This window comes from Natrinema gari JCM 14663, from assembly GCF_000337175.1.
In the GTDB taxonomy this organism is placed as follows: Archaea; Halobacteriota; Halobacteria; order Halobacteriales; family Natrialbaceae; genus Natrinema; species Natrinema gari.
Genome location: NZ_AOIJ01000030.1, coordinates 22,089 through 41,246, shown reverse-complemented (window position 1 = coordinate 41,246; position 19,158 = coordinate 22,089). Strand labels below are relative to the sequence as shown.

Annotated in this window: 22 protein-coding genes and 1 tRNA gene; 14 read left to right on the top strand and 9 right to left on the bottom strand. The window is 65.7% G+C overall.

From position 1 onward, the window contains the following. Window positions 1-375: 375 nt before the first annotated feature. Window positions 376-450, top strand: a tRNA-Glu gene (locus C486_RS01165). Window positions 451-641: 191 nt separating this feature from the next. On the opposite strand, the gene C486_RS22725 is transcribed toward C486_RS01165, so the two are convergent. Then, a complete protein-coding gene (locus tag C486_RS22725) occupies window positions 642-959 on the bottom strand; it encodes a hypothetical protein (RefSeq protein WP_008452108.1) in 318 nt (105 codons plus the stop codon). Between the two features lie 246 nt (window positions 960-1,205). On the opposite strand from C486_RS22725, the gene lrp reads away from it, so the two are divergent. The 3 genes from lrp to C486_RS01145 all read left to right on the top strand — a co-directional run bounded on the left by lrp (window position 1,206) and on the right by C486_RS01145 (window position 2,956). Beyond that, window positions 1,206-1,661: an HTH-type transcriptional regulator Lrp gene (lrp, locus tag C486_RS01155; protein ID WP_008452106.1), complete on the top strand. Its 456-nt coding sequence runs from the start codon at window positions 1,206-1,208 to the stop codon at window positions 1,659-1,661. Window positions 1,662-1,790: 129 nt separating this feature from the next. Continuing rightward, window positions 1,791-2,045 (top strand): HalOD1 output domain-containing protein, encoded by a 255-nt coding sequence (locus C486_RS01150; RefSeq protein ID WP_008452104.1) that lies wholly within the window; start codon window positions 1,791-1,793, stop codon window positions 2,043-2,045. A gap of 137 nt (window positions 2,046-2,182) precedes the next feature. Beyond that, window positions 2,183-2,956 carry an MOSC domain-containing protein gene (locus C486_RS01145; protein ID WP_008452102.1) on the top strand — a complete coding sequence of 258 codons (774 nt, stop codon included), beginning with the start codon at window positions 2,183-2,185 and terminating at the stop codon, window positions 2,954-2,956. On the opposite strand, the gene C486_RS01140 is transcribed toward C486_RS01145, so the two are convergent. After that, window positions 2,953-3,282, bottom strand: coding sequence for a hypothetical protein (locus C486_RS01140; protein WP_008452101.1), 330 nt, complete (start codon window positions 3,280-3,282; stop codon window positions 2,953-2,955). The two genes, C486_RS01145 and C486_RS01140, sit on opposite strands and share 4 nt — an antisense overlap. 179 nt (window positions 3,283-3,461) lie before the next feature. Here C486_RS01140 and C486_RS01135 point away from each other — a divergent pair, with 179 nt between their 5' ends. Both C486_RS01135 and C486_RS01130 read left to right on the top strand, forming a co-directional pair. Further along, the gene (locus tag C486_RS01135) at window positions 3,462-4,259 is read left to right on the top strand and encodes a helix-turn-helix transcriptional regulator (RefSeq protein WP_008452099.1); all 798 of its coding nucleotides are present in this window, start codon (window positions 3,462-3,464) and stop codon (window positions 4,257-4,259) included. A gap of 343 nt (window positions 4,260-4,602) precedes the next feature. Then, complete coding sequence (locus tag C486_RS01130; RefSeq protein ID WP_008452095.1) at window positions 4,603-4,830, top strand: DUF5795 family protein; 228 nt, start codon at window positions 4,603-4,605, stop codon at window positions 4,828-4,830. Between the two features lie 136 nt (window positions 4,831-4,966). Here C486_RS01130 and C486_RS01125 read toward each other — a convergent pair whose 3' ends face one another. Further along, entirely contained in the window at window positions 4,967-5,800 is an 834-nt protein-coding gene (locus C486_RS01125; RefSeq protein WP_008452093.1) for a UbiA family prenyltransferase, read from the bottom strand. A gap of 356 nt (window positions 5,801-6,156) precedes the next feature. On the opposite strand from C486_RS01125, the gene sucC reads away from it, so the two are divergent. From sucC to C486_RS01110, 3 genes are all read left to right on the top strand, one after another. Beyond that, a complete protein-coding gene (gene sucC, locus C486_RS01120; protein WP_008452091.1) occupies window positions 6,157-7,308 on the top strand; it encodes an ADP-forming succinate--CoA ligase subunit beta in 1,152 nt (383 codons plus the stop codon). Continuing rightward, window positions 7,305-8,177, top strand: a complete 873-nt coding sequence (gene sucD, locus C486_RS01115; RefSeq protein ID WP_008452089.1) for a succinate--CoA ligase subunit alpha — start codon at window positions 7,305-7,307, stop codon at window positions 8,175-8,177. The genes sucC and sucD overlap by 4 nt, the downstream gene beginning before the upstream one ends. 185 nt (window positions 8,178-8,362) lie before the next feature. Beyond that, window positions 8,363-8,518, top strand: coding sequence for a hypothetical protein (locus tag C486_RS01110; RefSeq protein WP_169316567.1), 156 nt, complete (start codon window positions 8,363-8,365; stop codon window positions 8,516-8,518). A gap of 124 nt (window positions 8,519-8,642) precedes the next feature. Here the strand turns inward: C486_RS01110 and C486_RS01105 are convergent, their stop codons facing one another. Continuing rightward, on the bottom strand, window positions 8,643-9,527 hold the full coding sequence (locus C486_RS01105) for a hypothetical protein (protein ID WP_008452085.1): 885 nt from the start codon (window positions 9,525-9,527) through the stop codon (window positions 8,643-8,645). Between the two features lie 274 nt (window positions 9,528-9,801). On the opposite strand from C486_RS01105, the gene rbcL reads away from it, so the two are divergent. The 5 genes from rbcL (at window position 9,802) to bioD (ending at window position 15,451) form a co-directional block, all read left to right on the top strand. Further along, complete coding sequence (rbcL, locus tag C486_RS01100) at window positions 9,802-11,052, top strand: type III ribulose-bisphosphate carboxylase (RefSeq protein ID WP_049910031.1); 1,251 nt, start codon at window positions 9,802-9,804, stop codon at window positions 11,050-11,052. A 134-nt stretch (window positions 11,053-11,186) separates the two neighbouring features. Then, window positions 11,187-12,290: a biotin synthase BioB gene (bioB, locus tag C486_RS01095; protein ID WP_008452082.1), complete on the top strand. Its 1,104-nt coding sequence runs from the start codon at window positions 11,187-11,189 to the stop codon at window positions 12,288-12,290. A 30-nt stretch (window positions 12,291-12,320) separates the two neighbouring features. Beyond that, window positions 12,321-13,379, top strand: coding sequence for a hypothetical protein (locus C486_RS01090; protein WP_008452080.1), 1,059 nt, complete (start codon window positions 12,321-12,323; stop codon window positions 13,377-13,379). Window positions 13,380-13,523: 144 nt separating this feature from the next. Beyond that, the gene (locus tag C486_RS01085; RefSeq protein ID WP_014863182.1) at window positions 13,524-14,747 is read left to right on the top strand and encodes an aminotransferase class I/II-fold pyridoxal phosphate-dependent enzyme; all 1,224 of its coding nucleotides are present in this window, start codon (window positions 13,524-13,526) and stop codon (window positions 14,745-14,747) included. Beyond that, entirely contained in the window at window positions 14,744-15,451 is a 708-nt protein-coding gene (gene bioD, locus C486_RS01080; RefSeq protein WP_008452075.1) for a dethiobiotin synthase, read from the top strand. The genes C486_RS01085 and bioD overlap by 4 nt, the downstream gene beginning before the upstream one ends. A 17-nt stretch (window positions 15,452-15,468) precedes the next feature. Here bioD and C486_RS01075 read toward each other — a convergent pair whose 3' ends face one another. The 5 genes from C486_RS01075 to C486_RS01055 all read right to left on the bottom strand — a co-directional run bounded on the left by C486_RS01075 (window position 15,469) and on the right by C486_RS01055 (window position 19,111). Continuing rightward, window positions 15,469-15,666 carry a hypothetical protein gene (locus tag C486_RS01075; RefSeq protein WP_049888096.1) on the bottom strand — a complete coding sequence of 66 codons (198 nt, stop codon included), beginning with the start codon at window positions 15,664-15,666 and terminating at the stop codon, window positions 15,469-15,471. A gap of 141 nt (window positions 15,667-15,807) precedes the next feature. Beyond that, window positions 15,808-17,310, bottom strand: coding sequence for a replication factor C large subunit (locus C486_RS01070; RefSeq protein WP_008452072.1), 1,503 nt, complete (start codon window positions 17,308-17,310; stop codon window positions 15,808-15,810). A 43-nt stretch (window positions 17,311-17,353) separates the two neighbouring features. Then, window positions 17,354-17,728 carry a PIN domain-containing protein gene (locus C486_RS01065; protein WP_008452070.1) on the bottom strand — a complete coding sequence of 125 codons (375 nt, stop codon included), beginning with the start codon at window positions 17,726-17,728 and terminating at the stop codon, window positions 17,354-17,356. Further along, window positions 17,729-17,959 carry an AbrB/MazE/SpoVT family DNA-binding domain-containing protein gene (locus C486_RS01060; protein WP_008452069.1) on the bottom strand — a complete coding sequence of 77 codons (231 nt, stop codon included), beginning with the start codon at window positions 17,957-17,959 and terminating at the stop codon, window positions 17,729-17,731. 201 nt (window positions 17,960-18,160) lie between these two features. Then, window positions 18,161-19,111, bottom strand: coding sequence for a hypothetical protein (locus C486_RS01055; protein ID WP_008452067.1), 951 nt, complete (start codon window positions 19,109-19,111; stop codon window positions 18,161-18,163). Window positions 19,112-19,158 lie beyond the last annotated feature (47 nt).

Sequence of the window (19,158 nt, the reverse complement as noted above, 5' to 3'; positions counted from 1 at the left end):
TGAGGAGGCGGGTGTTGCCCGGCCGACGGCCACGACCGGGCGTCCAGCCACGGCAAACAAAGCGTCGCCCACTCCGACCCGTTTCCTCGGAGACCGGCGTCGTCTCGCTCGACGGGTCGTCGGACAACGGTTCTCACCCTCGTACTGACAGCGACTCGCCGGTCCGATAAGGTTCGGTGACCACGCTCGCTCTCCCGCCTCGAGCTGGTCGCCCGGCTGACCGAGAGCAAGGGGTGGTAGTAGTCAGCGTCCGCGAGCGGGCGATACCGTCTGTTGTCGGCGAAATAACGGGTTAGCGTGCGTGATCTCGTGACACTGCTGGATCGGAACGGAACGTTTTTCATTAGCCCTCGGCAACAACCAGTTGCGAAGCACGCTCCGTTGGTGTAGTCCGGCCAATCATTTCGGCCTTTCGAGCCGATGACCTGGGTTCAAATCCCAGACGGAGCATTCTCCTGAGGATCGACGTAACGAAACGGGGAGCGAACGCTCCGGCAGCCGACGCACGGATGTCCGAGCGAAGCGAGGCGATTTCCGGGACGCCTCGCGTTCGCTCCCGAGACAGGTCACAGGTGGCGATCCGCCCGCGTGGCCGGTAGGAAGCGACGAGGCGACCGCTCCGTGAGCGGCGGGCGATCGTCTCACTCGAGTTTGTGGCCACAGTTGCGACAGAACGACGCGATCGAGTCGTTCGCTGTGGCACATACGGCACACCGTCCGTCACGAGTAGTCGCCGACTGCGGTTCTGACGGGGCCGCGAGAAAGCGGTGTCGTGGATCGGTGTACGCGTCGATGACATCGCTCCACGTGACGCGAGGGTCGGAGTGGCCAGCACGGGAGTTCGTCCGAGCGATCAGTGAACTCCGTTGCATGCGGACGAGTCCATTCCAGAACCCCAGGAAAAGCAGCGACGGAAGGAGGCAGAGCAAAAGGACTGCCCCCACGAGTAGGTCGGTCATACGGGTCGTTTCGGCTCGGTCTCTATGACCGCGTTCATTGAATTGTTCGCGAGTCATATACGCGTCAATCGGGCACCGAGGGACGGTGGTGTCTCCGGCGAGCGACCGCGACGGTGGCTCGGGAGCCGGTCACTAATTCACCCCTCCGCACGACTTGTCCGCACACATCGCAACACCGTCTCAATAGAACCGGATAGAACTGGATATTCGTAAACCCCTAGTACGAGGAGGAATTTATATCGGACAATGACCTACGAACACTTGGATGCCGATCTGGTCAACGAACTGCTCGACGACGGCCGCGCGAGTCTGCGAAGCCTCGCCGAGGAACTCGATGTCTCCGTCACGACCGTCTCGAACCACCTCTCCGATCTCGAGGACGAGGGCGTGATCGAGGGCTACACACCGAAAGTCGACTACGATGCCGTCGGTTACGACGTCACCGCCGTCATGCAATTCAAAGCCGAAGGGAACGCCCTCCCCGAGATCACGGAGACGCTGCGAGAGCACCGGCAGATGATCTCGGTGTACGAAGTCACTGGTGACTACGACGTGATCGCCATCGGGAAGTTTCAGGACACGGACGATATGAACGATCAGATCAAGACGCTGATCACCGATCCCGACATCAATCAGTCGAATACGAGCATCGTTCTCAACTCCGTCTCGGAGAACGAACAGTTCGAACTCGACACGGAGTAAGCCGCCGAAGACCGCGGTCTCCGACCCGGATCGCGAACGATACGTGACAACACTTGTTTGGTTCGGTAATAACCACAACAATCGGTCGTTCCGCAAGTTATTAATAGCACGATGTGGCGGTAGATACCGATGGGCCAATCCCTCGCAGTCGACACCGACGAGGTGCACGAGCGTATCGTCACCGGCGTCGCGACGCTCGAGGGCATCGATCCGCTGTCGTTGCCGCCGTTGTTCGAGGCGGTCGATCCCGATGCCCTCGCAGCGATCTTTGCGACGACCGAATCGGGCGAGCGCCGGGCCGGTCGGATCGGGTTTTCGTACGCTGACCACGAGATAACGGTCGAGTTCGATCAGCGCGACGATCCTGTCGTGACGATCGACTGATCGCGGGGATCGGCTCCGAGCGATCGCTCGATTGCGCGGTTCGATCGCCGATGGAGGGCCACGAACCGCGGCCGTGAGTTGCATTCCGATCCTGATCGAAAGAAGACTGATAGGGGTTCGCCCGGTACGTGGTGGCAATGGCGCGACTTGCCCGGCTCAGGGTGTATCCGGTGAAGGGACTCGACGGCATCGATCTCGAGGCGGCCGATGTTCTCGAAGGCGGGACGGTGGCCCACGACAGGGAGTACGCACTGTTCGATACCGGTGGTGACGTTCTCAACGGCAAACGGACTGAGCGCGTCCACGCTCTCGAGACCGATTACGATCCCGCGACGGGCCTGCTCGCGGTCGAGACGTCCGACGGCGAGGAGCGGCAGTTCGATCTCGAGGCCGACCGCGAAACTGCCGCCACCTGGTTCAGCGAGTTTTTCGACGTCGAACTGTCGTTCGAGCGGGACACGTCGCTGGGGTTCGTCGATCGGCGCGAGATGGGGCCGTCGGTGGTCAGTACGGCGACGCTCGAGACGGTCGCGTCCTGGTTCGACGGGATGACCGTCGCGGGTGCACGACGACGACTCCGAGCGAACATCGAGGTCGCCGGCGTCGACCCGTTCTGGGAAGATCGATTCGTCGGCGCGAACGCACCGGCGTTCGAGATCGGTGGCATCCGATTCGACGGGGTGACACCCTGTGGCCGCTGTGTCGTCCCCCGGCGCGATCCCGATACGGGCGACCCGACCGAGGAGTTCCGAACGCGGTTCGTTCGAAAGCGAGAGGAGACGTTTCCCGAGTGGGCCGACCTCGACGCGTTCGATCACTACTACTCGCTGATGCTTATCACGCGTGTCCCCGCGTCCGATCGCGGCCGGACGCTCCGCGTCGGTGACCCGGTCGAAATCAGCCGGAACTAGTGGTCGATGCCCGGCCGCTGGAACGTCGTCTCGGCAACCTCCCGGCCGTCGCTCGAGTCGGCCAGTGCGTCCTCGAGTTCCGGCGCGGCCAGCAGGTCGTTTCGCTCGGGACCGTCCCGCCGCCGGAAGTAATAGGTCTCGGCACAGCCGGCGACCAGTTCGGAGAGCCGTCGATCCTCGTCGTGGACGACCGAGACGAGATCACCCGTTACCGCGACCAGCACCGCGTCGTCGGGTTTGTAGAGCGCGTCCCGGAGTTCGTTGACGGTACTGTCGGCCGGTAGTTCGAGGGTGACGCCGTCGACGGTCGCCCAGCGCGTCTCCATATTCGCTGGTTCGGCCGTGACCGTCTATACGATTGTGCCCGCAGACACAGGCCGATCACGGCGTCCCAATCGGTTACAGCGCTCGACCATAGCGGTCGCTCGGATTGCGGGTACGGGGACGAAGCGCCCCGGCAGTGGCCAGTGCGATAAAGTGGGCTCGGTTGGAGAACCGAGACGTGATGGGTGATCGAACGGGGGCTGCGATCGAGACGCTCGAGTACGTGGCGCGTTCACCGACCCGAGTACGGATCCTCGAGACGCTGGCAGCGGAGGGTGCCGTTTCGAAGGATGCGCTACGGGCCGAGGTCGATGTCGTGCGAACGACGCTACAACGAAATCTGGATGGATTGGGAGAACGCGGACTGCTCCGCGAACGGGGTCGACGGTACGAACTCACGTCGGCCGGGGCCCTCGCGACGGGGGCGGTGACGGAAACGCTGGACCGGGTCGACGCGATGGTTCGGTTACGGCCGGTGCTCGAGCGGATTCCGGCGATCGAACTCGACTTCGATCTCGAGGGGCTGGTCGACGCGACGGTCGTCGAGTCCACGACGGCAAACCCCTACGCGCCGACCGAATACCGCGCGGCGAGTCTCTCCGACGCGGAGTACGTCAGGGCCATGCTGCCGGCGACGGCGGCGAAACCGCTCGAGACGTCGCGGGAAGCACTCGAATCGGGGGCCGTCTTCGAGTTGCTCGTCACCGAGTCAGTCGCGGAGACGCTGCGGACGGAGCCGCCGGTCGCGGACACGTTCGCGGCGATGGCCGACGCCGAGTCGCTTTCCGTCGCGGTCGTCGCCAACGAAGTGCCATTCTATCTGGGGATCGTCGACGACGCGGTTCAGATCGGCGTCCACGACGAGAACGGGCTCCCGACGGCGCTGCTCGAGTCGACCGAGACGCGAGTCAGGGAGTGGGCGATCGATCGATTCGACGCCCTCGAACGGCACGCAACGGCGATGGACAGCCTCGAGTAGCCGCCGCTGGTGATCGGGGACGCTTCCGGTCGGTCCGCGACCGCGGTGCGTGCACGCCGTGCACATGCTGTGCGGGATACACTGATATCACTTCGACTCGGCAACTACGATGCGGTAGGTGGAGACCCGCAAGCGCGCTCTCGGACGCCGCTGACGGCTACTGGATGGGGTTGCCGACGGACGGACGATAGCGAGGGCCGCTGCGACGCCGGCCCCGGTTCCGACCCGCTGGAACCGCTTCGGTTTTCGATCGCGACGCGCTCCGATCCCGCCCCAATCGATCTCGCTCGAGGCGACGACCGAATCAGGAAACGCTTAGGGTATCGCGGCCGGTAGCCCGAGTGTGAGCGAGAATCGCGTCGTTCAGGGGCGAATGGTGACGGCCGAAAAACTCGCGGAACTCGTCGAGGGCGACGCCGTGATGGAGGTCGACTCGATCGAGGAGGCCGACGAAGAGTGTCCGGAGTGTACCGGGAACGTCTTGCGGGTTGTTTACATGCCGTCGGTCACCGAACTCGTCACCGGCTGGAAGTGCCAGGACTGCGACTGGAGCGAAGCCGACCGCGACTGAACCGCCCGAGCCGAGCGTCGACGGCCGACCGATAGCGGCCGCTGTCGTCGCGGCACTCGCCGTCGAACGGAACGCGGTGTCGTGTCCTTTTTGGCTGTCGTGACGCTGCCAGTGCGTGTCGCGTCGAGCGCAGCCGCTACCAGATCAGCCACTCGAGCGCGGCGACGACGGCCGCGAGGAAGACGTGTTCGCCGTCGACGACGAACCCGTAGTACAGCGGCCCGCGATCGGTGGTCGCGAAGGGGATGTACGCACAGACGTAGGCGTTCATCGCGAGCACGACGAGGAACTCGTGTGCGATCGCGCCACCGACGACGAGGGCGATCACCGCTGCGGCGACGGCGACGGTCGCCAGCAACGACAGGAGGCGGGTCCAGCGCGGGCCGAACAGGTTGGGGACCGTCGGGATGCCCTCCGCGAGGTCCCCCTCGATGTCCTTCACGTCGAAGATCACCGCGGCGATGGTGATCATGGTCGTGATATACCCGAACAGAAACAGGATCGCCGGCGAGCGCAACTGGCCGTAGTAGTAGCCGACGCCCAACGGGATCGCGCCCCAGGCGAAGCCGACCACGAGGTTCTTCACGAGAAAGAGTTGCTTGACCCCGCCGACGGAGTACAGGAGTACGACCACGAGCGGGAGGAACATGTACACCGCGCCGGGAACGCCGACCGCGACGGCGAGTCCGACTGCGGCGACGTAGAGGCCGACCCCAACGGCCAACCAGAGCGTTCCGTACCGCTTGGTAAACGCCGCACGCTGTGGGACGTTCCGTTCGTCCTCCGCGAGGTCGGTAAACCGGTTGACGGTGTAGACGAACATCGTCGCCGCAAAAACGATGAACAGCGGTAGGGGCTCGAGCGGCAGGTTTGCGAGAAGAACGGTCGTCACGGCGACGCTGACCGTCGCAAGCGAGATGAAGAGGTTGCTATGGACCAGAACCCGGAGCCCGGTCTTGACGGATGCCACCCAGCCGGGTGGGCGATGCGTCGCGGTGGAATTTCTCACGGCGGTGCCCCTTGTCCGTGCCCTTAGGAGAGGCGACGTTTGAATGCTGTGTCGGCTCCTGTCGGCCGGTCGCCGCGAGCGTCGCGGGAGACCCGTCCGAGCGATCGGCCGACCTCTTCATCGCGAGGAATCCGCCCGGAGTCCGGACGTGCGGGTAGGTCACACCCGCCCTCAGTTGAGAACCCACACAAAGAGAGCGGTTGAGAAAACAGGACGGCCGTGACGCACCCGGTGTCGTTGCTGCACGTCGATAGAACGCCCGCGGCGAGTGGAAACTGGCATGATTTAAGCAAGGTCGGCACGCCCGTTCGAATGGCATGAAATTACACGAATATCAGGCGAAGACCGTCTTCGCCGATGCCGGGATTCCGACGCCGGACTCGCAACTCGCGTCCGACGTCGACGGTGTGGTATCCGCGGCCGAGGAAATCGGATACCCAGTAGCGGTGAAAGCGCAGGTACAGGTCGGCGGCCGTGGGAAGGCCGGCGGAATTAAACTCGTCGAGGACGCGGACGAGGCCCGGGACGCGGCCGACTCCATTCTCGGCATGGATCTGAAAGGGTATCACGTCGATCGGGTCCTCGTCGAGGAAGCGGTCGACTTCGTGAACGAACTCTACGTGGGGATCACGATGGACCGCGGCGAGGGCAAGCCCGTCGCGATGGTCTCGACCAAAGGCGGCGTCAACATCGAGGAAGTCGCCGAGGAAGATCCCGACGCGATCGCCCGCGAACACATCGATCCCTCCTTCGGGATGCACCCATACCAGGCCCGCAAAGCCGTCTACGACGCCGGCGTCGACCAGTCGGTCGCGCGCGACGTCTCGAGCGTCCTCACCACGCTCTACCAGCTCTGGGACGACAAAGACGGAGCCGACGCCGAGATCAACCCGCTGATGGTCACGGCCGACGACGAGGTCATCGCGGCCGACGCTGTGATGAACATCGACGAGGACGCTCTGTTCCGCCAGCCCGAACTCGCCGAGATGGAAGAGGAAGCGGCCGGCGGCGACGATCTCGAGCAGAAGGCCGACGAGTACGGCTTCGACTATGTCCGTCTCGATGGCAACACGGGGATCATCGGCAACGGTGCCGGGCTCGTGATGACGACGCTCGACCTGGTCGACCACTACGGCGGCGAACCCGCCAACTTCCTCGACGTGGGCGGCGGCGCGAAGGCCGCCCGCATCGCGAACGCGCTTGACATGGTCTTCTCCGACGACAACGTCGATTCGGTCGTCTTCAACATCTTCGGCGGGATCACCCGCGGCGACGAGGTCGCCCGGGGGATCAACGAGGCGCTCGAGCAGTTCGATGAGATCCCCAAGCCAGTCGTCGTCCGACTGGCCGGCACGAACTGGGAGGAAGGCATGGAGATTCTCAACGAGGACCTCGTGACGGTCGAACAGACCCTCGAGGACGCGGTTCAGCGTGCTGTCGAGTACGCTGGGGAGGTGAACGACCAATGAGCGTACTAGTCGACGACGACACGCGCGTCGTGGTACAGGGCATCACCGGCGGGGAAGGCAAGTTCCACGCCGAACAGATGATGGAGTACGGCACCAACGTCGTCGCCGGTGCGGTCCCCGGCAAGGGTGGCCAGGAGGTCAGCGGCGTGCCGGTCTACGATACGGTCCACGAGGCCGTCGACGAGGAGAACGCGGATACGTCCGTGATCTTCGTTCCGCCGGCCTTTGCCGGTGACGCGATTTTCGAATCGCTCGACTCGGAGCTTGACCTCGCGGTCGCGATCACGGAAGGCATCCCGACCCAGGACATGGCGCGCGTCAACAAGCGCCTCTCCGAGACGGAGACCCGACTCATCGGTCCGAACTGTCCCGGCCTCATCACGCCCGGCGAGGCGAAACTCGGCATTCTCCCCGGGAACATCTTCGCCGAGGGGAACGTCGGGCTCGTCTCCCGCTCCGGGACCCTGACCTACCAGGTCGTCGATAGCTTGACCAATCGCGGGATCGGCCAGACGACCGCCATCGGCATCGGTGGCGACCCGATCATCGGGACCGACTTCGTCGACGCCCTCGAACTGTTCGAGGACGACCCCGACACCGACGCCATCGTCATGTGCGGGGAGATCGGCGGCGAAGACGAGGAGGAAGCGGCCGCGTTCATCGACGACTACGTCGACACGCCGGTCGCCGGCTTCATCGCCGGCCGCACCGCACCGCCGGGCAAGCGGATGGGTCACGCCGGCGCGATCGTCTCCGGCTCCGGCACGGGAACCGCAGAGAGCAAGATCAGCGCCCTCAACGACGCCGGCGTCCCCGTCGGCGACACCCCCGAAGAAGTCGCCGACCACATCGAAGAGTTCCTCGCGTAACGCTGCCGTCTCGCGTAGGCGTCGGTCCGGAACTGCAATCGCGGGCCGACCGTTGCGGTCTCGCGTCCCGTTTCGAGCCCACTCGAGCGGCGGCAGGTCCTGCGTCCAGTACTATGACCGCCCAGCGCCGGCCCCCGTCGCTCTCCCGCAGCACGATCATGGTCGTCCGGCGCGTCAGTGTGAGTATGCCGGTCTGGCTCGAATGTGATCGCTGTGGCTCCACGCAGACGATCCCGGAGCGGACGACCGATCCGACGACGGGCGGGACGCAATGTCCGGAGTGTGGTGCAAACGCGTACACGGTTCGATGGGACGGGCTCGCATGGCATCCCGAGGTGTGATTGGACTCGAGGCGACGGGACGAGAAGGACAACGGGTCAGTTCCGGGCCGTCGCGATACGGACGGCGCGGATTTCTCGGCGACCGGACGCGGGTTCGCGGCGCGCGTTCGAGGGCTCGGAACGATCAGCCGAACAGCGACCGCACTCGTCCGAGCAGTCCCGCCGCGTCGTCGTCGGCCGCGGACTCGGTCTCGGTCGCATCGAGATCACTCCCGTCGGCATCGGTATCGCGGTCGGCCGTGTCGGGACCGTCGACCGCGGATGCATCCGTCCCGTCCTCGAGACGCGACTCCGCCTCGTCGCGTTGGACCGACGAGTCGGCATCCGCGTCCGACGGCGTCTCCGGAGCGGCGTTCGTATCGCGTGTGGCGTCGGCGTCGCTCTCCGCGTCCGTTTCGGTCACCGCAGCCGCGTCGGGCTCGACGGCGCTGTCCGTCCCGTGCTCGAGGGTGGGGTCGCCGTCGGAGGGCTCCACGGACCCGGCGGTCGTCGTCGCAGTCCGTGAGTCGGCCTGTGTCTCGGCGGTCGGCGTCTCGGTGTCGCCGCTGTCGGACTCCGCAGTCGTGGGGGGAGTGGAATCGTCGGGTTCGTCGTCCCGTCGGTCGTCGGAATCAGCGGTGTCGACCCAGAGGAATTCCCCGTCTTTCGTGCGGCCAGTGAGAAGCAGATCCGTGAGTTCGTCCTCGTCAGCGAGCAGGTCGTCGTCGACGGGCGTCGCCGGGTCGGGGTCCGGCTCCGCCGCGCTCGCGATGATGTCGTCCGGCGTTTCGTCCGCGAGCACGTCGTCGGTACCGCCCTCGTCCGCGGTTTCGGCACGGAGCTGATCGAAGACTTCGGCGGCCGTCCTGTCTTCGACCTCGTCCGGCTCGTCACCGTCGGCGTCGTCCTCCCGTTCCGTTCGCTGCCCAGTTCCCGTGTCGGTTTCCTCGAGGTCCCCGAACAGCTCGTCGGTGCTCGCATCCACGTCGAACCCACTGTCGCCCGGACTGTTTGTCGTACTATCTGTCATGAACCCGCTTGCTACTAGTGGATTATCACACGACTTTAATTTTCGGAATTTTTCCCGGCGCGATAGATTTGGGAAGTGAAATATTAGTGTACTGGCCGTTAGCGGCCATCGATGGTGGTTGGGGTTGACGATCGGGCAGAATACGAGCGGAACGAGAGACAATCGGGAAAATCGTCGTTCGTGGCTAAAGTCGGCATATATTGCCCATTCGTAGCGACTCGCCGGGAGCCGGCACAAGCACTATTACTCGACGCGTCGTATGTCGGACGGTATCATGACAGGGATCGAGTACGACGACTTTCTGGACCTCGGATACGAGCCCGCTGGGACGGAACTAGTCTGTGAATTCACGATCGAACCGGCCGCGGGGATGTCGATGGAGGCGGCGGCGAGTCGCGTCGCCTCGGAGTCATCGAACGGCACTTGGGCCGCCTTACACGTCGACGAGGACGAACTCACGGAGCTCGGTGCAGTCGCCTGTGGCATTGACGGACGGACGGTTACGGTCGCGTACCCGACCGCACTGTTCGAGGCCGGCAGCATGCCCCAGATCCTCTCGTGTATCGCCGGCAACATCCTGGGGATGAAAGCCGTCGACTCGATCCGACTCGAGGACTGCGATTGGCCGGAATCGATCACGAGCGGGTTCCCGGGCCCGCAGTTCGGGCCAAGCGTCGCGCGCGAGAAACTGGACGCGGGCGAGCGGCCGGTGTTGGCGACGGTGCCGAAACCCAAGGTGGGCCTCTCGACCGACGCCCATGCCCGGATCGGCGAGGAGGCCTGGCGCGGCGGTGTCGACCTGCTGAAAGACGACGAGAACCTCACCGATCAGGCGTTTAACCCCTTCGCGGACCGACTCGCCGAGAGCCTCGCCGCCCGCGACCGCGCCCAGGAGGAGACCGGCGAGCGCAAGGACTACCTCGTGAACGTGACCGCCGAGACCACCGAGATGCTCGAGCGGGTCGACCTCGTCGCCGAACACGGCGGCGGGTTCGTCATGGTCGACGTGATCACCTGTGGCTGGGCGGCCGTCCAGTCGGTTCGGGAGCGTTGCGAGGACCACGGGCTGGCGATCCACGCCCACCGCGCGATGCACGCCGCCTTCGACCGACTGGACCACCATGGGGTATCGATGCGCGTCATCGCCCAGATCGCCCGCCTCTGTGGCGTCGACCACATCCACACCGGGACCGCGGGGTTGGGAAAGCTCGCGAACGAGGACACGCCGGGGATCAACGAGTGGCTCACGAGCGACTGTCACGGTCTCAGGCCCGTCCTCCCGGTCGCCTCCGGCGGACTGCATCCCGGCGTGGTCGATCAACTCATCGACGCGCTGGGAACCGACATCATCGTGCAGGCCGGCGGCGGCATCCACGGCCACCCGGACGGCACGCACGCGGGTGCGAAAGCGCTCCGACAGTCCGTCGAGGCCTCGATGGCGGGCACGGACCTCGAGACCTACGCCGACGACCACGCGGAACTGGCGACGGCCCTCGAGAAGTGGGGCGCGGAGACACCGCGGTAACGGGTCGACTCGGACCACCTGACAGCGATCGACGCAGGTGCGGTCGACGAAGGCGACAACTGAGACGGACCGTGACGGGTCACCCACCGTGAAAATCCACAATCATTATAGTCTTGTTAACCACACATCATAGCGTGGTTTACGAGACTGGAAACGAGACGGTCGACGACGCGCTCGAGCGGGTGATGGCCGGCGAGCGGCTCGATCGGACCGACGGGGTCGCGTTGATGGCCCAGCCGACCGACGCGCTCGCGGAGGCGGGTGCGGCCGTACGCGATCACTTCGGCGACGGCACGGTCGACGCCTGCTCGATCGTCAACGCGAAGGCCGGCAACTGCGCCGAGGACTGTGGCTTCTGTGCGCAGTCGGTCCACTTCGACACCGGCATCGACACCTACGGCTTCCTCGGCCCCGAGAAGATCCTCGAGGCCGCGAAACGGGCCGAACGCGACGGTGCCCAGCGGTTCGGCATCGTCGTCGCCGAGAAGGGCGTCTCGAAGGAACACCGCCCCGACGAGTGGGAAGAAGTCCTCGAGTCGATCCGCCGCGTCCGCGACGAGTGCGATCTCGAGGTCGACGCCTCACTGGGCATTCTGACCGAGGAAGAGGCCGCGATCCTCGCCGAGGAAGGGATCAATCACTACAATCACAACATCGAGACCTCGCCGAACTACTTCCCCGAGATCGTCGATTCGCACAGCTTCGAGGACCGGGTAGAGACCCTCGAGGTGGCCAAGGAGGCCGGGATGGACCTCTGTGCGGGCGTGATCCTCGGGATGGGCGAGACGCCGACCGACCGGGTCGAGGCCGCGATCGCCCTGCAGGACATCGGGATCTCCTCGCTGCCGGTGAACGTGCTCAATCCGGTCGCGGGAACGCCGCTGGCCGAGCAAGGAGTCGACATCTCGACCGACGAGATCGTCAAGACGGTTGCGGTATACAAACTGCTCCACCCCGAGTCGCGGGTCCGCCTGACCGGCGGCCGTGAGGTCAACTTGGCACCCGACGAGCAGCACCTGCCGCTCGAGGCCGGCGCGGACGGTCTCCTCACCGGCGACTACCTGACGACCGGCGGGCAGTCACCCGGCGAGGACTTGGAGATTGTCGAGCGTGCGGGGCTGGAGCCCAATACGGACACGAACGACTTCGATCCGGAAGCGGTCAAGGCCCGTCACAGCGAGGCGGCGGACTCGGCGACCGAGACGGCGAGTGCGGGCGCGGAACCGAGCGACGACTGACGATACGACGCATTCAGCACATCGACATCCATGGACGAAATCACGTTTGCGGTACTCGGAACCGGAGGTATCGGCCGACGAGCGCTCGAAGTGAGCCAGCACAAGGACGCGTTGACGCCCGTCGCGGCGTGTGACCGCCACGGCGTCGCCATCGACTTCGACGGCCTCGACGTCGACGAACTGCTGGCGGCGACGGAAGGGAACATCGACAGCGAGGTCGCGACCGACGGCGGCACGGGCGCGGCGACCGCCGAGAGCGGCGTCAAACAACACGGCGAGGATAGGGGCGTCGTCGCCTCGAGTCAGGCCCGTCCGAGCGAGGACGCCATTCAGGAGATCATCGACCGCGGCGACCGGATCGACGCCGTGCTGTTGGCGCTGCCGAACTACGAACACGACTTCATTCCCCGCACCGCCGACCGATTCGTCGACGGCGGCTACTCCGGGGTCATGATCGACGTGCTCAAGCGCTCGCGCGTGATCGACATGCTCGACGAGCGCAGCGACGAGTTCGAGGACGCGGGCATCACGTTCATCTGCGGGGCGGGCGCGACACCCGGCCTGCTGACCGGTGCCGCCGCGCTAGCCGCCCAGTCGTTCGTCGAGGTCACTGACGTCGACATCTGGTGGGGCGTCGGTCTCAAGTCCGGATACGAGGACAACCGCGGCACCGTCCGCGAGGACATCGCCCACCTGCCCGGGTACGACATCGAAACCGCGCGCGCGCTCTCCGAGTCCGAGATCGAAGCCATCATCGACGACCACGACGGCGTCATCGAGTTCGAGGACATGGAACACGCCGACGATGTCCTGCTCGAGCGCGCGGGCGTCTGTGACGCCGACGACGTCACCGTCGGCGGGGTTCTCGACGTTCGCAACGACGAGAAGCCGACGACGACGACGGTTCGCGTGACCGGCCGCACCTTCGACGGCGAGACGGCGACGAACACGTTCCAACTGGGCGACGACACGAGCATGGAGGCCAACGTCAACGGGCCCGCGCTGGGCTATCTGAAAGCCGGCGTCCGCCGGAACCGAGCGGGCGAGTACGGCGTCTTCGGCCCGGCCGACCTGCTGCCCGGCTTCTAACCCCGTGGGGGGTCGTTTCGATGGGAGACGACGACGCCACCCGGAACTATCGCATATCGGGCTCCTCGAGCCGCAGCAACGCCGATCCGGCCACTCGATCCGAACCGTGAGAATCAAACCATGGCGCTGAGTCGGTTTAGCCGAATGGCCGACCGCGGGTTCGACCTCGAGAACCGACTCGAGACGCTCGAGGAGCACGACTTGAAACGTACCCTCTCGCCCGTCGACCGGGTTGCCGAGCACGGCTACTTCGCCGAGCCATCGGGCGGCGAGTTGCCCGTCCTCGAGACGGCGAAGGCGCTCGTCTTCGCCTCGAACAACTACTTGGGATTGACCGACGACCAGCGGATACAGGACGCGGCCCGGCAGGCCGCCGCGACCGTCGGGACGGGTGCCGGGGCGAGCCGACTCGTCACCGGCGATACGATGGTCCACCGGGACCTCGAGCGGCAACTCGCCGAGGTGAAAGGCACCGAGCGCGCGCTGGCCTTTTCGTCGGGGTACGCCGCGAACGTCGGCACGATCACGGCGCTCGAGCCGGACATCGTCTTCTCCGACGAGTTGAATCACGCGAGCATCATCGACGGCTGTCGACTCACGGACGCCGAGACGGTCGTCTACGATCACTGCGATGCGGCGAGCCTGCGATCGAAGCTCGCGGACCGGGCCGAGCGGGCTGCTCGAAACGGCCGGGAGCCGGCCGACGAGTCCTGGCTGATCGTCACCGATTCGGTGTTCAGCATGGACGGCACCGTCGCGCCCCTTGATGCGATCTGTGCCGCCGCCGCGGAGTTCGGCGCGTGGGTGATGGTCGACGAGGCCCACGCGACCGGCCTCTACGCGAACGGCGGCGGCGTCGTTCAGGCGGAAGGGCTCGAGGACCGCGTCCACGTACAGATGGGGACGCTCTCGAAAGCGCTGGCCAGTCAAGGCGGGTATATCGCCGGCAGCGCGGAGTTGATCGAATGCGTGCTCAACGACGCGCGTTCGTTCGTCTTCTCGACCGGGCTCGCGCCGCCGGCGGCCGCAGCGGCAAGCGAGGCGCTCCACGTCGCCCGTCACGGCGGTGTCCGGGAGCGACTCTGGGAGAACGTCGCCCATCTCCGGGACGGCCTCGAATCGATGGGCTTCGAAGTGTGGGGCGACTCCCAGATCCTCCCCGTCATCGTGGGCGACCGCAAGGACGCCATCACGCTCGCCGACGGGGTCCGCGAACGGGACGTCATCGCGCCGGCGATCCGGCCGCCGACGGTTCCGGAGGGAACCAGTCGCATCCGCGTCGTTCCGATGGCTACCCACGATCGGAGCGACATCATCGCCTGTCTCGAGGCGTTTCGTGCCGCGGGCAAGGAGGTCGGACTGTTGTGAGCGCCCGGCAACCGATCGCCGTCGTCGGCACCGGAACGGGTGTCGGGAAGACCGTCGTGACGGCCGGGCTCACGCGCCTGCTCCGCGAGGAGGGCTACGACGCACGGGCGATCAAACCGGCCCAGACCGGGCATCCGCCGGACGACGACGCGGCGTTCGTCGCCGCGGCCTGTGGCGCTCCGGCGGCCGCGACCTGTCCCCGCTATCTCGAGCCAGCGCTTGCACCGCGGGTCGCGGCCGAGGTTGCCGGGGAGGACCTCTCCTACGAGGCGCTCCGTGTGGCCTGCGAGCGGGAGATCGAGGCGACCCCGGTCCCGGTCGTTGAGGGGATCGGCGGCCTCCGCGTCCCGCTGGCCGGCGACCGGGAGGTCCTCGATCTCGTCGCCGACCTCGCGGCCGCGGCAGTCGTCGTCACGCGGTCGGGACTGGGCACACTCAACCACACCGCACTCTCGGTCGATGCGCTCGAGGCCCGGGACATCGATATCTGTGGGATCGTCGTCAACGAGTACGCAGGCGAAACGACCGCCGAGCGGACGAATCCCGACGAACTCGAGCGGATGACCGGCTACCCGGTCACGACGGTCCCGCCGCTGGATGGGACCGAAACCGATGGCGATCTCGAGCCGCCTGCCCTCGCTGCGGGCGTCAGCGACGCACTGTCGGCGGCGTTTCGTGATCGACTCCCGGTAGAAGACCGCTGATCCGTATTCGCACTCGCTCAGGCGGACGGCGCCTGTGGTTCTTCGTCGACCGTCGTCGACTCGTGGTCGGACGACATATCGGTCACTGCCGCGTCGAGTTCGACCAGAGAGGAGACGACCTCGGATTTCCGGTGGGTCACCTCGAGGTGGACGCGAAGGGCGTTGCGGTCGTCGTACGTCTCCGTACAGAGCGGGCAGCTATGTGGGTTAGTCATTCGGCGGGTCACCAAGAGGTACACTCATCGTTCAGCGACGTAATAGTGCCGGTCAGTCAATATGTAGACATATGTTGGCGAGGGTATCCGAACGCCGCCCCGCCGTCACCCGGTGTCGGTGCGCCGCCGACGGCACGCCGGTCACATGAAGTCGCTCAGCCCGGCCTGATCGTCGTCGGGGTCGTCGGCCGACGACGTGTCGTCCGACACGGAGCCGGTGTCACTCTCGTCCGATGTCGCCGCCGTGAGCGCCTGCTGCCCGCTCGAGTCGTCGCTGTCGCCGCTGTCGTCGGTCGCAGCGGCGGCCGTCCCGTCGTCATCGCTCGAGCGCTCGGCCTCGAAGAAGGCGGTGCCCGAGTGCTCGACCGCTGTTTCGGCTTTCAGTTCGGCGGCGTCCGCGACGACCGATTCGACTTTGTTGGTGTCCGATCCGCTGCCGGTAACGAAGGAGACCTCGGATTCGTCGAGATCGTAGGCCGCGGCCATGCGGACGGTCAGTGCCCGGTTCTTGCAGTGGTGGGTCATCGCCGACAGGAAGGGGAGGATCTCCCGGCGGGCGGTTGCGACGCTTGCGCCTTCCCGCTCGGCGATGCGCTCGGCGATCGAATCGCGGGTGTTCCGGGTCCCTTTGGTACGGCCGAGTTTCGACCAGTAGCTCGGCGGGCCGTAGCGGGTCCAGCCGCCCTTCTCGCCCCGTCTCGAAGCGGCGACGCCGGCGGTCATGTTGTCGGTCGCGTACCGCCAGTAGGAGTAGTCCTGTGTCGCCCGGACCCGCCCCAGCCAGCGGTCGGCGTTCGAGAGGAACTCGTAGGCGTCGGCGAGTTCGGCCCCTTCGTAGTCTTTCGGCACGTTGTCCTCGATCCAGTTGAGCAGATCGTCCGGCGTCTCGTCGACGTCGTAGGCGGCCCGCAGCGCACCCTCGGCGTCCTTCTCTTTGATCAGTTCGTCGAGGAAATCGAAGATCCCCTCGGTGGTGTCGCGCTCGCTCGTCACCACGTCGTCGACGGTCAGGCGCTCGGCCTCCTCGGCGACCGCCTGCAGGTCGTTGACCGCCGAGCGCAGGTCGCCGCTGGTCGACTCGGCGATCTTCTCGAGGGCCTCTTCCTCGAATTCGACTCCTTCGCGCCGACAGATGTCCCGCAAGACGGGGACGATCGACCGCTTCGAGACATCGCGGAACTCGATCGTCTCACAGGCGTTTCGCAGCGATTTGCTCATCTCGTAAAACTCGTTTGCGACGAGGACGATCGGCTGGCTTGCGTCCTTGACGACGCGCGTGACCTCTCGAGACCCGCCGTAGTCGGCGTTCCCGTGGAAGTTGTCCGCCTCGTCGAGAACGACGAGCCGGCGACCCGCCTCGCCGCCGGTGAGGGTCCCGCTCTTGGCGGCCTCGCCGGCAATCTTCTCGATGACATCGGCCCCGCGGCTGTCGCTTGCGTTGAGTTCCATCACCGGCCACCCCATGTCACCGGCCAGCGCGTGGGCGGCGGAGGTCTTCCCCACGCCGGGACTGCCGTGGACGATCACCGACTTGCGGTGGTCGTCCCACGTCTCGGCCCACTCCTCGAGTTGGTCGCGGGCCTTGTTGTTGCCGCGTACCTCCGACAGCGTCGTCGGACGGTACGTCTCGGTCCAGTCGGTCATTGCACTGTCATTGGTGTGTTCGGCGTTTAGGGATTGCGGAGCATCACTCCTCGGTGACCGACCGCAGGTCAAGACGGGACGTAACGTCCGCATACGTATCGTCGCTCGAGACGATGGGGTCACCGTTCGATTCGACGAGGTGAAGCGCGTCGAATGGTGTGAAATCGTGGTCTTCCACGTACGTCGCCGCCGTAATGACCGTGTCCACGTCACCGCGTACTTCGACGAGGGTGGCGGCATTGGAAACGACGCGTTCGGTATCACGTTCCTCGCGGTACGCGACCATCAGGAGTTCGATAAGCGTGAACTGTGACGTCCATAACTCGTCGCGGTGGTCTCGGTACACCGACTCGGCGGCGTCTCCGAGCCAGTCATCGTCCTTAATCAGCGCGAGCAGGAAATCGGTTTCCGCATACATCTATCGTCCGGCCTCGTCGAGCGACGCTTCACGTGCTTCGTCACGAAGGTCGTCGGCCGACTTCTCGATGTCCGCGAATTCCTCCCTGAGTGCCTCCAGCGGGTCGTTGGCGACCGGTACCAGTTTGACCCCGTCGGGAAGTTGGACGACGTGATATCGGTCCCCGTATCGCTCTCGGACCTCCTTCGGGAGCGTGAGACGGCCACGGTCGTCCAGCGCTACGTCTGACATACCTCGGTGTACGATGGGTGAAAATAAAAACGTTCCCCGATATGTGGGAATACCCATTCTGCCTGTCAATCGTGACCGACCCTCGCTCGAGACGGGACGACGCCTCGAGCGTGTCGTCGCTCGAGCCCCCCGACCGCTGTTCGATTCGAGGAGGCGCTGTCTCGACGTGGGCGTCGGAGACCGGCGTGAGCGCGAGGGGTCTCAGTCCGTCCCGTGGACGAGCACGGACCGTTCGGCCGCGGCGTCGCCCGCTTCGATGCGGACGGGAAACTCCTGATCGGCGTCGACGCGCGGCGTTTCGTACCCCGTCGTGATGGTCGTCCGTTCGCCGGCCGCGAGGCTCACTGTCCGCCGGTCGACCCGTTCGGAACTGTGGCCGACGATCAACGCGAGGTCGTGCGTGCCGTCGGTGCCGCCGGTGTTCTCGATCGTCGCACTCACGTCGAGGACATCGCCGGCGTCGATCGGCGCGTTCGTCTCGAGACGCACGATCTCGAACGCGGCAGAGGTTTCGACGGCGGTATCCCCGCCATCGCCGGCGTCGATTTCGCGCAGACACTCGCGGGCGTGCGGATTTCCATGGGTGACACCGCCGGTGAGATATGCCTCCCGCTCGGTCGTGACCGACGAGATGACGGTCCCGTCACTGCCGTAGGGCGGCAACTCGACGACGATCTCGTCGGCCGCCTCGCGAACGGCCGCGGTCTCCCCGATCTCGAACGCGACCGTACCGGAGAACGGTGCAGCCACGTCCTCGCCGAACACGATCCCGTCCTCGAGCATGGTGTTTCCGTACAGTCCGTCCTCATAGAAGTCCGTGCTCGCGAAGGCGACATCGTCGGCCGCGAACGTCCCCGTAACCTCCGCTCGAGTGCACGAGGGAAACGTGACGGCTGGCCCCGCGTCCCCGCTCTCGCCGCCGGAGTCGTCACCGGTCCCCGCAGTCTCCGTCTCCGTCTCGGCCTCGGTGTCTGTTGACGGATCGCCGTTCCGGCCCGTCTCTTCGGTGCCCCCGTCCGTCGCGTTCTCGGCGGCGAGGTCGGGATCGCTACGCAACCCGTTCGAATCCGTGGGCGTATCGGCACGCGGATTCAGACAGCCCGCGAGACCGAGTCCGAGACCGGAGACGATCACGAACGTCCGTCGGTTCATATCCCGACGGAGGACATCTCACTTGATAAAAACATAGCACGTATATC

Bases quoted from the DNA above. Each gene is read 5' to 3' on its own strand.
- sucD (WP_008452089.1), top strand. From the start codon at position 7,305: ATGAGCGTACTAGTCGACGACGACACGCGCGTCGTGGTACAGGGCATC.
- C486_RS01150 (WP_008452104.1), top strand. From the start codon at position 1,791: ATGGGCCAATCCCTCGCAGTCGACACCGACGAGGTGCACGAGCGTATC.
- sucC (WP_008452091.1), top strand. From the start codon at position 6,157: ATGAAATTACACGAATATCAGGCGAAGACCGTCTTCGCCGATGCCGGG.
- C486_RS01145 (WP_008452102.1), top strand. From the start codon at position 2,183: ATGGCGCGACTTGCCCGGCTCAGGGTGTATCCGGTGAAGGGACTCGAC.
- C486_RS22725 (WP_008452108.1), bottom strand. From the start codon at position 959: ATGACCGACCTACTCGTGGGGGCAGTCCTTTTGCTCTGCCTCCTTCCG.
- C486_RS01060 (WP_008452069.1), bottom strand. From the start codon at position 17,959: ATGTCAGACGTAGCGCTGGACGACCGTGGCCGTCTCACGCTCCCGAAG.
- C486_RS01140 (WP_008452101.1), bottom strand. From the start codon at position 3,282: ATGGAGACGCGCTGGGCGACCGTCGACGGCGTCACCCTCGAACTACCG.
- C486_RS01135 (WP_008452099.1), top strand. From the start codon at position 3,462: ATGGGTGATCGAACGGGGGCTGCGATCGAGACGCTCGAGTACGTGGCG.
- C486_RS01070 (WP_008452072.1), bottom strand. From the start codon at position 17,310: ATGACCGACTGGACCGAGACGTACCGTCCGACGACGCTGTCGGAGGTA.
- C486_RS01075 (WP_049888096.1), bottom strand. From the start codon at position 15,666: ATGACTAACCCACATAGCTGCCCGCTCTGTACGGAGACGTACGACGAC.
- C486_RS01065 (WP_008452070.1), bottom strand. From the start codon at position 17,728: ATGTATGCGGAAACCGATTTCCTGCTCGCGCTGATTAAGGACGATGAC.
- C486_RS01110 (WP_169316567.1), top strand. From the start codon at position 8,363: ATGCCGGTCTGGCTCGAATGTGATCGCTGTGGCTCCACGCAGACGATC.
- C486_RS01090 (WP_008452080.1), top strand. From the start codon at position 12,321: ATGGACGAAATCACGTTTGCGGTACTCGGAACCGGAGGTATCGGCCGA.
- rbcL (WP_049910031.1), top strand. From the start codon at position 9,802: ATGACAGGGATCGAGTACGACGACTTTCTGGACCTCGGATACGAGCCC.
- C486_RS01055 (WP_008452067.1), bottom strand. From the start codon at position 19,111: ATGAACCGACGGACGTTCGTGATCGTCTCCGGTCTCGGACTCGGTCTC.
- C486_RS01085 (WP_014863182.1), top strand. From the start codon at position 13,524: ATGGCCGACCGCGGGTTCGACCTCGAGAACCGACTCGAGACGCTCGAG.
- lrp (WP_008452106.1), top strand. From the start codon at position 1,206: ATGACCTACGAACACTTGGATGCCGATCTGGTCAACGAACTGCTCGAC.
- C486_RS01105 (WP_008452085.1), bottom strand. From the start codon at position 9,527: ATGACAGATAGTACGACAAACAGTCCGGGCGACAGTGGGTTCGACGTG.